This is a genomic window from Streptomyces sp. NRRL WC-3626 (assembly GCF_000718785.1).
Classification (GTDB): Bacteria; Actinomycetota; Actinomycetes; order Streptomycetales; family Streptomycetaceae; genus Streptomyces; species Streptomyces edwardsiae.
On sequence record NZ_JOCA01000028.1, the window covers coordinates 42,566 to 56,823 of the forward strand.

The window sequence follows — 14,258 nt, forward strand, 5'->3', positions numbered from 1 at the left end:
TTGTACTCTCCGCCAATGACGCCTACTCCCCCCACCACTCCGCCCACCCCGTCCCCGACGGACGCCGAGTGCCTGGAACTCACCCGGAAACTGCGGCGCAGGGGCACCCTCGTGCTCTCCTTCTTCGCCCTGGTGTGGGCCTTCGCCGCCGCTTCCGGGACGGGTTCGGCCACGGACGTCGTGCCGGCGTCCATAGAAGCCGCGGCCCTCGCGGTCACCGCGGCGGCGATCTATCTGGGCCACCGCAAGGAGGCCGCCCCCTCGCCCCGGATGGTGAGCCTCCCGGCCAACTGGGCGCGCGGCGTGGGTGTCGTCAACACCGTCGAACTGGTGGCCGTCTTCGCGGTCGTCGCGGCGTCCAACGCCGCCGGCCGGCCCGAACTCATCCCGGTCGGCATCGCCCTCGTCGTGGGGCTCCACTTCTTCCCGCTCGCCCGCCTGTACGACCAGTGGCAGTACCGGTGGACGGCCGCGCTGCTGACCGCCGTCGCGGTCGCCGGTGTCGTCCTCGTCGTGGCAGGCCTGTCGGACGAGAACGTACGGCTCGTGGTGGGCCTGGCCTGCGCCGCGGTGCTCTGGGGCTCCGCGTACCACGTGGCCGTACGGGGCTGACGGACCGCCGGGCCGTGGGGGCGGGCGCGTCGCCCCGTGAGCGAACGCGGAATTCTTCCGACGGCTTGCCGGAATGTTTTCCTTTTCCGCCGAGCTGTGAGGTCCATATTGCCCGGGATTCCCCTCGGGCGTCAGACCGTGCGGACGCCGACTGGCATTTATCGCCGCCCGGATGATGTTTTTCCGGCGCCCGGCCTTTCCTTGTCGTCCACAGGGATCGCCCATTCAGGGCTGTTCACCATGTCATTCCGCGCCGGATCATGCTGGTCTCCATCCCGTGCGTACGTCAGTGCGTCGTGAACCGCGCATGGAGCCGGCGGTGCCCTCAGCTCCCCCTGGCCGGCTAGCCGCATCCGGCCAGGCCAGGAACCTGCCCGGCGGGGAGTTGGCCACCCGACCGGGGCGGTCCGCGGCAGCGCCTACCCTTGTGGGCATGAGCAGCATCGACCGGAGCCAGTCAGTGGGCGGCACACGCACCTACGAAGTACGCACCTACGGGTGCCAGATGAACGTCCACGACTCCGAGCGATTGTCCGGACTGCTCGAGGACGCGGGCTACGTCCGCGCCCCCGAGGGCTCCGACGGCGACGCCGACGTCGTCGTCTTCAACACCTGCGCCGTCCGGGAGAACGCCGACAACAAGCTCTACGGCAATCTCGGCCACCTCGCTCCGAAGAAGGCGAGCCGCCCCGGCATGCAGATCGCGGTCGGCGGCTGCCTCGCGCAGAAGGACCGCGACACCATCGTCAAGCGGGCGCCCTGGGTCGACGTCGTCTTCGGCACGCACAACATCGGCAAGCTGCCTGTCCTGCTGGAGCGCGCCCGCGTGCAGGAGGAGGCGCAGGTCGAGATCGCCGAATCCCTCGAGGCGTTCCCCTCCACGCTGCCGACCCGGCGCGAGAGCGCCTACGCGGCCTGGGTGTCGATCTCCGTCGGCTGCAACAACACCTGCACCTTCTGCATCGTTCCGGCGCTGCGCGGCAAGGAGAAGGACCGCCGCCCGGGCGACATCCTCGCCGAGATCGAGGCCCTGGTCGGCGAGGGCGTATCCGAGATCACCCTGCTCGGTCAGAACGTCAACGCGTACGGCTCCGACATCGGCGACCGCGAGGCGTTCAGCAAGCTGCTGCGGGCCTGCGGCACGATCGACGGCCTGGAGCGCGTCCGCTTCACCTCGCCGCACCCGCGCGACTTCACCGACGACGTCATCGCCGCCATGGCCGAGACGCCCAACGTCATGCCGCAGCTCCACATGCCCCTGCAGTCCGGCTCCGACCCGGTGCTGAAGGCGATGCGCCGCTCCTACCGGCAGGAGCGCTACCTCGGCATCATCGAGAAGGTCCGCGCCGCCATCCCGCACGCGGCGATCAGCACCGACATCATCGTGGGCTTCCCCGGCGAGACCGAGGAGGACTTCCAGCAGACCCTGCACGTGGTGCGCGAGGCCCGCTTCGCGCAGGCGTTCACCTTCCAGTACTCCAAGCGTCCCGGCACCCCGGCCGCCGAGATGGACGGCCAGATCCCCAAGAAGGTCGTCCAGGAGCGCTACGAGCGCCTCGTCGCCCTCCAGGAGGAGATCTCCTGGGAGGAGAACAAGAAGCAGGTCGGCCGCACCGTGGAACTGATGGTCGCCGAGGGCGAGGGCCGCAAGGACGGCGCCACCCACCGCCTCTCGGGCCGCGCCCCCGACAGCCGCCTGGTGCACTTCACCAAGCCGGAGCAGGAGGTGCGCCCCGGCGACGTCGTCACCGTCGAGATCACGTACGCCGCCCCGCACCACCTCCTCGCCGAGGGCGCGGTGCTCGATGTGCGCCGCACCCGCGCGGGCGACGCCTGGGAGAAGCGGAACACCGAGAAGGCCGCCCGGCCCGCCGGTGTGCTGCTCGGTCTGCCCAAGGTGGGCGTGCCCGAGCCGCTGCCCGCGGTCGCCGGCGGCTGCGCCGTCGACTGACCCAGGTGGCGGGAGTGCCGCCGGGGGCCGCCGCAGTAGGCTGCTGATCATGCTTGTCGCCGCCGCAGTCTGCCCGTGCCCGCCGTTGCTCGTGCCCGAGGTCGCCGCAGGCGCCGCCCCCGAGCTGGACACCGCGCGGGCCGCCTGCACGGACGCCCTGGGCGTGCTCGCCGCCTCCCGGCCCGATCTGCTCGTGGTGGTCGGACCGGGCGACGGCGCGGGCCCCGAGAGCTACCCGGAAGGCACCCCGGGGACCTTCAAGGGCTTCGGCGTCGACATGGACGTACGGCTGGGACGGGCCCGGGACGACGGGCCGGCCGGGCGGGAACTCCCGTACGGGCCGGCCATCGGCGCCTGGCTGCTGAGCCGCACCGGATGGGCGGACGCCCCCGTCGAGGCACTGGCCGTGGGAGAGGACCTCACGCCCGAGCGGTGCACCGAGGCGGGCGAGGCCCTGGCCCGACGGGCGGAGCGGGTGGCGCTGCTGGTGATGGGTGATGCCAGTGCGTGCCGCACGCTCAAGGCGCCCGGCTATCTCGACGAGCGCGCGGCCCCCTACGACGCGGAACTCGCGCGCGCCCTGGGCGCGGCCGACACCGGGGCCCTGCGGGCACTGGACGCCGGACCGGCCCGCGAGCTGAAGGTGTCCGGCCGGGCACCCTGGCAGGTGCTCGCCGGCGCGGCGGCCGGCAATCCCCGGCTGTCCGGCACACTGCTCTACGACGACGCCCCCTACGGGGTCGGCTACCTCGTGGCCACCTGGTCGTAGCCGCCCGCCGTGGGCCGGGCGCGGCGGACGGCCGGAAGCGCTCGACGTGCTCCGCGGCCGTCCGACGGTGAGCCGCTCAGGGCGTGGGCGGCGGAGTGCTCGTGCCGCCCCCCTCCGCGCCGGGATCGTTCTTGTGCGCGAGCCGGTCCACGGCGCCCTTGGCCTTGCCCGTGCCCGACTGGATCTTGTCGCTGTACTTGCCCTTGGTCCGCTCGTCGACGGTCCGGGCGGCCTTGTCCAGGCCCTGCTGGATCTTGCCCTCGTGCTGCTGCGCGAGGCCGGAGACCTTGTCCTTGGCGGGGCCGAGTCTGGCCTTCAGGTTGTCCAGGAGACCCATGTTCTACCTTCCCTCGCGGCGATCTGTGTGCGGGCTGTGCGACCGGTTCCGAACGGCTGTGTCCGGGCGTGTGCCCGGGTTCGCCCGGCTGATGCCGACCGGTGTGCGGCTGGTGCCCGGCCGGTGCCCGGACCATGTGCGGGCTATGTACGGGCGCCCTCACCGGCCTCGCTGTCGGCGGCCTCGGCGGACTGCTGCTTCGGGATCTCGACGGTGTCGGTACCGGGGACCTCCTTGGCCCTGTGCTCCGCCGGCCCGGTGGACTCCGGCGCCCCGGCCGACTCCTTCGGCTCCGCGGCCCCGGTCGAGTCCTCCGTACCGGTGCCGGCCGCCGCTTCGTCGGCCCGGGCCTCCGCGGCCCGCGTCTCCTCCGTGGCCTTCGACCTACGGAAAATCCGTGCGAAAACTCCCATATCCACTCCATACGTTACTCGTGCGGGTGGCATCCCGCGTAGCCCGGTGTGTCCGTTCGTGTGACCCGGGCCGCCGCGACCGCGATCGGGGCGGCAGGGATCCCGCCACGGGCAACGACCGGGCGGCGGCCGTGTCACGTAACCCGATCGAGGATGGGGTGCGAGGTTTGCGAGACTGGATCAGTGAGCAGCGCACCCCATGCCCCCCGCGTCATCGCCGTCGTCGGCCCCACCGCGGCCGGAAAGTCCGATCTGGGCGTTTTCCTGGCCCGGCGGCTCGGCGGTGAAGTCGTCAACGCCGACTCCATGCAGCTCTACCGGGGGATGGACATCGGCACCGCCAAACTGACGCCCGAGGAGCGCGGTGGCGTCCCGCACCACCTGCTCGACATCTGGGACGTCACCGTCGCCGCGTCCGTCGCCGAGTACCAGCGGCTGGCCCGGGAGCGGATCGACGCGCTGCTCGCCGAGGGACGCTGGCCCGTCCTCGTCGGCGGCTCCGGCCTCTACGTCCGCGGCGCCGTCGACAACCTGGAGTTCCCCGGCACCGACCCCGAGGTCAGGGCCCGGCTGGAGGAGGAGCTCACCCTGCGCGGTCCGGGAGCGCTGCACGCCCGCCTCGCCGTGGCGGACCCCGAGGCCGCGAGGGTGATCCTGCCGGGCAACGGCCGCCGTATCGTCCGCGCGCTCGAGGTCATCGAGATCACCGGACGACCCTTCACGGCGAACCTCCCCGGCCACGACTCGGTCTACGACACCGTCCAGATCGGCGTCGACGTGCCCCGCCCCGAGCTGGACGAGCGCATCGCCCGCCGGGTCGACCGGATGTGGGAGGCCGGTCTCGTGGAGGAAGTGCGCGCACTGGAGGCGCGGGGGTTGCGCGAGGGGCGTACGGCGTCGCGCGCACTCGGCTACCAGCAGGTGCTCGCCGCGCTCGCCGGGGAATGCACCCTCGAGGAGGCCCGGAACGAGACCGTCCGTGCCACCAAGCGCTTCGCGCGCCGTCAGGATTCATGGTTCAGGCGCGATCCCCGGGTGCACTGGTTGAGTGGGGCCGCGGCGGACCTGACGGAACTTCCGCAGCTCGCGTCGTCGTTGGTCGAACGACCGGTTACAGCCTGATCACGTCCTGGCATCGGGACGCCCAGGCCGTCATCGGGGCCTGTGACGCCGTGCCATCATCGAGCTTCGATCGACCAAGTGGAGTCCTAGTTGGGAGGGCGCGTGGCGATGGAGGCCGGCCCTCGCGACACCGCACACGGCACCGAACACCTCACCACCGAGCGGGGTGCGGCGGAGCAGGAGACGACCGACCGTCTCAGTCCGGACGGACCGGACGAGACGCAGGGCGGTGTGACCGACGACGGCCCCGAGCCGGACGAGATGTTCGCGGGCGGGGACGAGGTCGAGGTCGAGCTGCGCCCGCAGCGCAGACTCCGCATCTGGCAGCTCGCGCCCATCGTCGGACTGGCCGCGCTCGGCTCTCTGATGTTCGCCTTCCCGCTCGCCTTCGACTTCGGCGACAGCGGCGCCGTGATCGCCATGCTGGGCCTGCTGATCTGCTCCTGCGCGGCCGGCTGGGGCATGATGGCCGCCCGCAGGGTCGGCTCCACCTGGCCGGGCCTCCCGCCCCGCGGCGCGGGCCGCAGACCCGACTGGCGCGTAGTGGCCGCGTACGCGGTGATGGTCGCGGCGGCGGTGGCCCTGGCGGTATGGCGGGTGGCCCGCCTCCGCTGAGCAACGCTTCTGGGGGCGCGGGACTACGACGCGACACCCGACCGGCGCGGAGCCACTGATCAGCACGTGGCCGTGTCGATGCGTGTGCGCGACAAGCCCCCACCGGCCCGCACGGAGCCACAGCCTCGCGGCGCCGCCATTCCCGCGTTCTCGTAGGATCGGAAGATGCTCCCCTTCCTCAAGGGCCACGGCACGGAGAACGACTTCGTGATCGTCCCGGACCCCGAGAACGCCCTCGACCTGCCCCCGGCCGCCGTCGCCGCACTGTGCGACCGCCGCGCCGGCATCGGCGGCGACGGACTGCTGCACGTGGTGCGCTCCGAGGCCCACCCCGAGGCACGGTCGATGGCGGCCGAGGCCGAGTGGTTCATGGACTACCGCAACGGCGACGGCTCCGTCGCGGAGATGTGCGGCAACGGAGTGCGCGTGTTCGCGCGCTACCTCCAGCGCGCCGGACACGTCGGTGAAGGAGACATCGCCGTCGCCACGCGCGGGGGAGTGAAGACCGTGCACATCGCCAAGGACGGTGACATCACCGTCGGCATGGGCCGCGCACTGCTCCCCGACGGCGACGTCACCGTGCGCGTCGGCGAGCGCAGCTGGCCCGCGCGGAACGTGAACATGGGCAACCCGCACGCCGTGGCCTTCGTGGACGACCTCGCCCACGCGGGCGACCTCTTCACCCCGCCGCCGTTCACCCCGGCCGCCGCCTACCCGGACGGGGTGAACGTGGAGTTCGTCGTCGACCGCGGCCCCCGGCACGTGGCACTGCGGGTGCACGAGCGCGGATCCGGCGAGACCCGCTCCTGCGGCACGGGCGCGTGCGCGGTCGCCGTGGCCACCGCCCGCCGCGACGGCGCCGACCCGGCCGTCACCGGCACCCCGGCGACGTACACCGTGGATGTGCCCGGCGGCACCCTCGTGATCACCGAACGGCCCGACGGCGAGATCGAGATGACCGGCCCGGCGGTGATCGTCGCCGAGGGCGTCATCGAATCCGAGTGGCTGGAGAACGCCCTGCGCTGACCGGAGCGCAGACTCGGTATCGCAGCCTCCCAACCGGCCAGTGGTCGCATCCGCAGGGTCGGGAAGGATTCCGCCTTCAAGATCATGGCGTGACCGCCGTCCGGTGGCGTGAAAGGGGCCCGCGAAGGCCATCGCTCGAAGGGGTGATCCGTTTCACGCTCGGCCGGAGGCGGTCGGTCCGAGGGGGTCCGGGTCGGTAGCATCAAGCACCGGCCCGGACGGGGGACGAACGCCGTCCCCTGAGCCCGAGTCCGCCCTGGGGCACGCCGTCCGCCGGTCCACGCAGCCGGAGGTGCCCATGAACGCGGAGGCCGCGAATCCTGCGACCCCAGGCTCTGTGACAGCTGGTCACGTCACACCGAGCGGATCGCGCAGGAAGTCCCGCCCCCGGCTCGACCTGCGCCGGCTGGGCCGTGCCGCGCTGCTCGGCTCCACCGGCCGCGACCGGCTACCCGACGCCATCGGGCACGTGGCCGACGCCCATCGCGCCCACTACCCCGACGCCGACCTCGAACCCCTGCGCCGGGCCTATGTGTTGGCCGAGTCGTCCCACCGCGGCCAGATGCGCAAGAGCGGCGAGCCGTACATCACGCACCCCCTCGCCGTGACCCTGATCCTCGCCGAACTCGGCGCCGAGACGACCACGTTGACCGCCTCCCTGCTCCACGACACCGTCGAGGACACGGATGTGACGCTCAATCAGGTGAGAGAGCAGTTCGGCGAGGAGGTCCGCTACCTCGTCGACGGCGTCACCAAGCTGGAGAAGGTCGACTACGGCGCCGCCGCCGAGCCGGAGACCTTCCGCAAGATGCTCGTCGCCACCGGCAACGACGTACGCGTGATGTCGATCAAACTCGCCGACCGGCTGCACAACATGCGCACCCTCGGGGTGATGCGCCCCGAGAAGCAGGAACGCATCGCCAAGGTGACACGTGACGTACTCATCCCGCTCGCCGAACGGCTCGGCGTCCAGGCGCTCAAGACGGAACTGGAAGACCTGGTCTTCGCCATCCTGCACCCCGACGAGTACGCGCACACACGGGAGTTGATCGTCCGCAACGCCGCCCGTGCGGACGACCCGCTCGCCGAGGTCGCGGACGACGTGCGCAAGGTGCTCCGCGAGTCCGACATCACCGCCGAAGTCCTCATCCGGCCGCGTCACTTCGTCTCCGTGCACCGTGTGTCCCGCAAACGCGGCCCGCTGAGCGGCGCCGACTTCGGCCGCCTCCTCGTTCTGGTCAACGAGGACGCCGACTGCTACGGCGTCCTGGGCGAGCTGCACACCTGTCTGACGCCGGTGGTCTCGGAGTTCAAGGACTTCATCGCCGTACCGAAGTTCAACCTGTACCAGTCGCTGCACACCGCGGTGGCCGGCGAGGACGGCCAGGTCGTCGAGGTCCTGATCCGCACCCACCAGATGCACAAGGTCGCCGAGGCCGGAGTCGTCGCCCTCGGCAACCCCTACGCAGGGTCCCCCGAGGAGCAGTCCGCCGGCGACGGCGAACGTGTCGATCCCACCCGGCCCGGCTGGCTCTCCCGGCTCCTGGACTGGCAGCGGGCCGCGCCCGACCCCGACACCTTCTGGTCGACCCTGCGCGAGGACCTCGCCCAGGACCGCGAGATCACCGTCTTCCGGCCCGACGGGGGCACGCTGGGCCTGCCCGAGGGGGCGACCTGCGTGGACGCCGCCTACGCGCAGTACGGCGAGGACGCCCACGCGTGCATCGGCGCCAGGGTCAACGGCCGGCTGGCGACACTGAGCACCGTCCTCAAGGACGGTGACACCGTCCAGTTGCTCATGGGCCAGGACGCGGCCTCCGAGCCCTCCAGGGAGTGGCTGGAGCACGCCCACACCCCCGCCGCGCGGATCGCCATCCAGCGGTGGCTGTCCGCCCACCCCGCACCGGACGAGGCTCCCGAGACCGAACCGGAGGAACTCGCCCGGCCGCTCGCCGGCGACCCCGCCCCGGCACCGGCCCCCGGCCGGCCCCCGGCCGCGCAGGTTCTGTCCGACCGGGCAGGCGCGACCGTACGTCTCGCCGGCTGCTGTACGCCCGTACCGCCCGACGAGGTGACCGGCTTCGCCGTGCGCGGGGGAGCGGTCACCGTGCACCGGGCCGGGTGCCCTGCGGTGGCGCGTATGAGGAGCGCGGGGCGCGCCGAGGTCGGCGTGCGCTGGGGAGAGGGCGCCGAGTGCCGGGTCACGCTGGTCGCGGAGTCGTTCGTCCGCCCGCATCTGCTCGCGGACCTCACCGAGGCCATGGCCCTCGAAGGCGCCGAGATCGTCTCCGCGACCGTCGAACCCCCGGACCGGCAGCAGGTACGCCACACCTACACCGTGCAGCTCCCGGACGCCGCCCGGCTGCCCGCCCTCATGCGCGCGATGCGTGATGTGGCGGGCGTCTACGACGTGAGCCGGGCCCAGCGACAGGCCTCGGGCGCGTGACGGTGGGGCGGAGCCTCCAAGCGGCGGTGTGATTACCCGATCGAGTGTTCCGGGAGCGCGCCGTTTTTATGGTGCTTCCGCGCGCTGATAGCCGTGGTGGATGCCCACCCCCCACACTCCTGACCCGCACGACCGCGCCGTCCCGCCCCCGGTCCCCGGAAGCGACGCGTCACAGGCCCGTCCGGCACCCGGCCGTGTCCCGCCCAGCCAGCCGCCACCGGGCAGCACCGGCTCCTTCGACGGCCCTCTCTCCGCCGGCCGGTTTTCAGCAACCCAGGACCGGCCGGACGAGCCCTTCGACCACGACCCCCGGGACCGGGCGGACGCCCCTGACGGCCGGCCACCGGTCAGCCACGCTCTTCGAGCCCTGGTGCCCGACGTCCGCGCACCCCACGACCGGACGCGCGCCGGCCACCCCGCCCACGTCCCCTCACCGGATCACCCGGCCGCCGAGTCCCGGGCACGCCGCAGTCGGGCGGCCCGGGGCCGGGGTGTTCGTGCCGTGGGCGGTCAGGCGCGGCGGCGACGGGCGGCCGCGGCGCTGACCGCCTCCGCCGTCTCCGTCTGCCTCGTCGCCGCGAGCGCTCCGGCCGTTCCGCTCGGCATCGGCGACCGGCTCTTCCCGTACCTGGGCAACCCCGGCTACGACGTCCTGTCGTACGACATCGCCCTCACCTACTCCGGGCGCAACGACCGGCCGCTCGAAGCCGTCACCACGATCGACGCCCGGATCACCGCCGACCTGGACCGGATTAACCTCGACTTCGCTCACGGCACGGTCCGCTCGGTCGAGGCCGACGGCGACCCGGCCGGCTTCGCCCGTGCCGGAGAGGATCTGGTGATCACGCCGGAGGACGTTCCGGACGAGGGCGAACGGACCAGGATCACCGTCCGGCACACCAGCGACCCCGTCGCCGCCGAGGACCGCGAGGGCGGCTGGGTGCGCACCGCGGACGGGCTCGCCATGGCCAACCAGGCCGACGCCGCCCACCTGGTCTTCCCGTGCAACGACCATCCCTCCGACAAGGCGATGTTCACCTTCCGGATCACCGCCCCCGACAGCCGGACAGTCGTCGCGGGCGGCATGCCGGCCGGGGTCGACCGCACGCGCGGGACCGCCACATGGACGTACCGGACCGGCCACCCCATGGCCACCGAACTCGCCCAGGTCTCCATCGGCCGCTCCACGGTCCTGCGCCGCACCGGCCCGCACGGGCTGCCCCTGCGGGACGTCGTCCCCACCGCCCACCGTGCCGACCTCGAACAGTGGCCGGCGAAGACCCCCGCCCAGATCTCCTGGATGGAGGAGAGAGTCGGCCGCTACCCGTTCGAGACCTACGGTCTGCTCCTCGCAGACGCCTCCACCGGTTTCGCCCTGGAGACCCAGACCCTCTCCCTCTTCGAACGGGAGCTGTTCACCGACCCCGCCCTCCCCGCCTGGTACGTCGAATCGATCATGGTGCATGAACTGGCCCACCAGTGGTTCGGCAACAGCGTCAGTCCCCGCACCTGGTCCGACCTGTGGCTAGGCGAGGGCCACGCCACCTGGTACGAGGCGCTGTACGCCGAGGAACGGGGCGGCAGAACCCTGGACGACCGCATGAAGGCCGCCTACGAGGCGTCCGACGGCTGGCGCGCGGACGGCGGACCTCCGGCCGCGCCCCGTCCCCCGGAACCCGGCCGGAAGATCGGCATCTTCCGGCCGAACGTCTACGACGGCGCCGCCCTCGTGCTGTACGCCCTGCGCGAGACGATCGGCCGCCGGGCCTTCGAACGCCTGGAGCGCGACTGGACCACCCGCCACCGGAACGGCACGGCCGGCACCTCCGACTTCGTCCGCCTGGCCTCCCGCGTCGCCGGACGCGACCTGACCGGCTTCCTGCACCCGTGGCTGTACGGCACCACGACCCCGCCGATGCCCGGCCACCCCGAATGGACGTCGGACGCCCGTTCCACGACACCCGCCCTGCGGCCGGTCACCCCCGGGCATCGACCGGACGGGAGCGGGGAATAACACGATGACGAGACGGGCCGTACCGTGCGACCATCGTCAGGTCCGCACGGCACGGGACCGGGAATCTCCCGGGCGCCCCGGACGTTGAGGACAGTGACGGAGTGTCCCCCGGACCGGCTCCGTCGCCGACGGACCACCGACGACGTAAGGACCCAATGACCTCCTCTTCTTCCCCTTCCCAGGACACCAAGCGCCTCGCGCACACCCACCCCGAGGGTCTTCGGGCCGATGCCCTGATGGAAGAGGACGTCGCCTGGAGCCTCGATGTCGACGGAGAGCGGGACGGCGACCAGTTCGACCGCTCCGAGCGCGCGGCCCTGCGCCGTGTCGCGGGCCTCTCCACCGAGCTCGAGGACGTCACCGAGGTCGAGTACCGGCAGCTCCGCCTGGAGCGCGTCGTACTCGTCGGAGTGTGGACCTCGGGAACCGTGCAGGACGCGGAGAACTCCCTGGCAGAGCTCGCCGCCCTCGCGGAGACGGCCGGCGCCCTCGTCCTCGACGGTGTGATCCAGCGCCGCGACAAGCCCGACGCCGCCACCTACATCGGCTCCGGCAAGGCGCAGGAACTGCGCGACGTCGTGCTGGATACGGGCGCGGACACCGTCATCTGTGACGGTGAGCTCAGCCCCGGCCAGCTGATCCACCTCGAGGACGTCGTCAAGGTCAAGGTCATCGACCGTACGGCCCTGATCCTCGACATCTTCGCCCAGCACGCCAAGTCCCGAGAGGGCAAGGCGCAGGTGGCGCTCGCGCAGATGCAGTACATGCTGCCGCGACTGCGCGGCTGGGGTCAGTCGCTGTCCCGGCAGATGGGCGGCGGCAAGGGCGGCGGCCTCGCCACCCGTGGTCCCGGTGAGACCAAGATCGAGACGGACCGGCGGCGGATCCGCGAGAAGATGGCGAAGATGCGCCGGGAGATCGCGGAGATGAAGACCGGCCGCGAGATCAAGCGCCAGGAGCGCAAGCGCCACAAGGTGCCGTCCGTCGCCATCGCGGGCTACACCAACGCCGGCAAGTCCTCGCTGCTCAACCGCCTCACGGGCGCGGGCGTGCTGGTCGAGAACGCCCTGTTCGCGACCCTCGACCCGACCGTGCGCCGGGCCGAGACCCCGAGCGGACGGCTGTACACGCTGGCCGACACGGTCGGCTTCGTCCGGCACCTGCCGCACCACCTGGTCGAGGCGTTCCGCTCCACCATGGAGGAGGTCGGCGACGCCGACCTGATCCTGCACGTGGTGGACGGTTCACACCCGGTCCCGGAGGAGCAGCTGGCCGCCGTGCGCGAGGTGATCAGGGACGTCGGCGCCACCGGCGTACCCGAGATCGTCGTGATCAACAAGGCCGACGCGGCCGACCCGCTGACCCTGCAGCGGCTGCTGCGGGTGGAGAAGCGCTCCATCGCGGTCTCGGCCCGCACCGGCCGGGGCATCACGGAACTGCTGGCACTGATCGACGACGAACTGCCCCGCCCGTCCGTGGAGATCGAGGCACTCGTGCCCTACACCCACGGCAAGCTGGTCGCCCGCGCCCACGACGAGGGCGAGGTGATCTCCGAGGAGCACACCACGGAGGGCACCCTGCTCAAGGTGCGGGTGCACGAGGAACTGGCGGCGGAACTCACGCCGTACGTCCCGACCCCGGCCGGCTGAACCACGCACGGCAGAGCGAAGGCCCGCCCCCTGCTCAACACAGGGAGGCGGGCCTTCCTCATGCGCGGATCACTGACCGCCGTACGTCTTGCTCATGTTCTGGTACAGCGCTTCGGCGTCCTCACCGAGCTGCGGGCCCGCCAGCCAGGTGTTGTCCGTCGGGCCGATGGAGGTGTTGGAGACCAGCACCGTCTCACCGTTCAGCACCCGGAACCAGCCGCCGCCGGACGAACCGCCGGTCATGGAGCAGCCGATCCGGTACATCGTCGGCAGGCCCGAACCGAGCGAGAACCGGCCCGGGGCGTCGAGGCACTTGAACATCTGCAGGCCGTTGTAGGGAGGCGCCGCCGGGTAGCCCCAGGCACCCATCCGGCCCGCCTGCGCCGCGGACGGCGCGGAGAAGTCCACGTCCAGCGCGGCGCCGACCGTCTCCTCCAGCGACTTCGAGCCCTGCTCCGGCTTCACATGCAACACGGCGTAGTCGTACGCCGCCCCGTCGCCGCCGGACGACGAACCGCCCTGGATCCAACCGTTGGACGTCGAGGCCCAGTCCGCCCACCAGTTGCCGTAGGGGGCCATCTCGGCCGGGCTCGCGTTGCTCAGCTCCGCCTCGGACTTGCCGAGGTCGTTGTAGGCCGGGACGAAGGCGAGGTTGCGGTACCAGCCGCCGTTGCCACCCGCGTGCACACAGTGGCCGGCCGTCCAGACGAGGTTGGACCTGCCCGGATGGTTGACGTCCTTGATGACCGTGCCGGAACACACGGCCGGGCCGTCCGGGGAGTCGAAGAACACCTTGCCGACCGGTGCCGCGTTGTCGTGGTACGGCGTCTTCTCGGCCGCCGCCCGGACGGGAGCGGGCTCCGGGTCACTGACCCCCTGGGCCGCCTGGGCGTCCTTGACCGTGACGGTCTTGTCGGCCTCCTCGGCGGAGCGCATCCGCTCCGGCTTCCACAGGCCCTCGATCACCGGGTTGACGAAGTCCTCGGCCTCTCTGAGCCACTTGTCCTTGTCCCAGTCCTCCCAGCCGCCGTCCTTCCACTTGTCGACGTCGATCCCGTGCTCCTTGAGCTTGTCCGCGATGTCGGACGGGATCGTCACCTTGCCGCCGTCGCCGTCGGCTGCCTGGGACGCGGTGGCGTCGGGCTTGTCGTCGGCCTTGTTCTCCTCCGAACCGCCGCACGCGGTCGCCGTGAGCGCCAGCGAGGCGACGAGCCCCACTGCGCCGAGGACGGTGCGACGGCCACGCCCGACCGGCGCGGACGTACGTATGGAACGCATGGTGCGATGACCCCCCGTTTAAGCGA

General features: G+C 71.9%; 12 protein-coding genes. 9 read left to right on the plus strand and 3 right to left on the minus strand.

Features of this window, described 5'->3' with window-relative positions:
• The first annotated feature begins 15 nt into the window (after positions 1-15).
• From IF28_RS0131815 to IF28_RS0131825, 3 genes are all read left to right on the plus strand, one after another.
• Positions 16-612 carry a hypothetical protein gene (locus tag IF28_RS0131815; protein ID WP_030227684.1) on the plus strand — a complete coding sequence of 199 codons (597 nt, stop codon included), beginning with the start codon at positions 16-18 and terminating at the stop codon, positions 610-612.
• A 433-nt stretch (positions 613-1,045) separates the two neighbouring features.
• Complete coding sequence (gene miaB / locus IF28_RS0131820) at positions 1,046-2,563, plus strand: tRNA (N6-isopentenyl adenosine(37)-C2)-methylthiotransferase MiaB (RefSeq protein WP_030227687.1); 1,518 nt, start codon at positions 1,046-1,048, stop codon at positions 2,561-2,563.
• Positions 2,564-2,612: 49 nt separating this feature from the next.
• Entirely contained in the window at positions 2,613-3,332 is a 720-nt protein-coding gene (locus IF28_RS0131825) for a class III extradiol dioxygenase subunit B-like domain-containing protein (protein ID WP_030227689.1), read from the plus strand.
• 76 nt (positions 3,333-3,408) lie between these two features.
• On the opposite strand, the gene IF28_RS0131830 is transcribed toward IF28_RS0131825, so the two are convergent.
• The gene (locus tag IF28_RS0131830; RefSeq protein WP_030227692.1) at positions 3,409-3,669 is read right to left on the minus strand and encodes an antitoxin; all 261 of its coding nucleotides are present in this window, start codon (positions 3,667-3,669) and stop codon (positions 3,409-3,411) included.
• 143 nt (positions 3,670-3,812) lie between these two features.
• Positions 3,813-4,082, minus strand: a complete 270-nt coding sequence (locus IF28_RS0131835; protein WP_030227694.1) for a hypothetical protein — start codon at positions 4,080-4,082, stop codon at positions 3,813-3,815.
• A gap of 183 nt (positions 4,083-4,265) precedes the next feature.
• On the opposite strand from IF28_RS0131835, the gene miaA reads away from it, so the two are divergent.
• The 6 genes from miaA to hflX all read left to right on the plus strand — a co-directional run bounded on the left by miaA (position 4,266) and on the right by hflX (position 12,954).
• Positions 4,266-5,204, plus strand: a complete 939-nt coding sequence (miaA, locus tag IF28_RS0131840) for a tRNA (adenosine(37)-N6)-dimethylallyltransferase MiaA (RefSeq protein WP_030227695.1) — start codon at positions 4,266-4,268, stop codon at positions 5,202-5,204.
• Positions 5,205-5,312: 108 nt separating this feature from the next.
• Complete coding sequence (locus IF28_RS0131845; RefSeq protein WP_030227696.1) at positions 5,313-5,819, plus strand: hypothetical protein; 507 nt, start codon at positions 5,313-5,315, stop codon at positions 5,817-5,819.
• Positions 5,820-5,984: 165 nt separating this feature from the next.
• Positions 5,985-6,845 (plus strand): diaminopimelate epimerase, encoded by an 861-nt coding sequence (gene dapF, locus IF28_RS0131850; protein ID WP_030227698.1) that lies wholly within the window; start codon positions 5,985-5,987, stop codon positions 6,843-6,845.
• A gap of 298 nt (positions 6,846-7,143) precedes the next feature.
• On the plus strand, positions 7,144-9,291 hold the full coding sequence (locus tag IF28_RS0131855; protein ID WP_030227701.1) for a RelA/SpoT family protein: 2,148 nt from the start codon (positions 7,144-7,146) through the stop codon (positions 9,289-9,291).
• Between the two features lie 502 nt (positions 9,292-9,793).
• On the plus strand, positions 9,794-11,305 hold the full coding sequence (locus IF28_RS0131860) for a M1 family metallopeptidase (RefSeq protein ID WP_037894441.1): 1,512 nt from the start codon (positions 9,794-9,796) through the stop codon (positions 11,303-11,305).
• 155 nt (positions 11,306-11,460) lie between these two features.
• Positions 11,461-12,954 carry a GTPase HflX gene (gene hflX / locus IF28_RS0131865; protein WP_030227707.1) on the plus strand — a complete coding sequence of 498 codons (1,494 nt, stop codon included), beginning with the start codon at positions 11,461-11,463 and terminating at the stop codon, positions 12,952-12,954.
• A 69-nt stretch (positions 12,955-13,023) separates the two neighbouring features.
• Here hflX and IF28_RS0131870 read toward each other — a convergent pair whose 3' ends face one another.
• Positions 13,024-14,232, minus strand: coding sequence for a trypsin-like serine peptidase (locus IF28_RS0131870; RefSeq protein WP_030227709.1), 1,209 nt, complete (start codon positions 14,230-14,232; stop codon positions 13,024-13,026).
• Positions 14,233-14,258 lie beyond the last annotated feature (26 nt).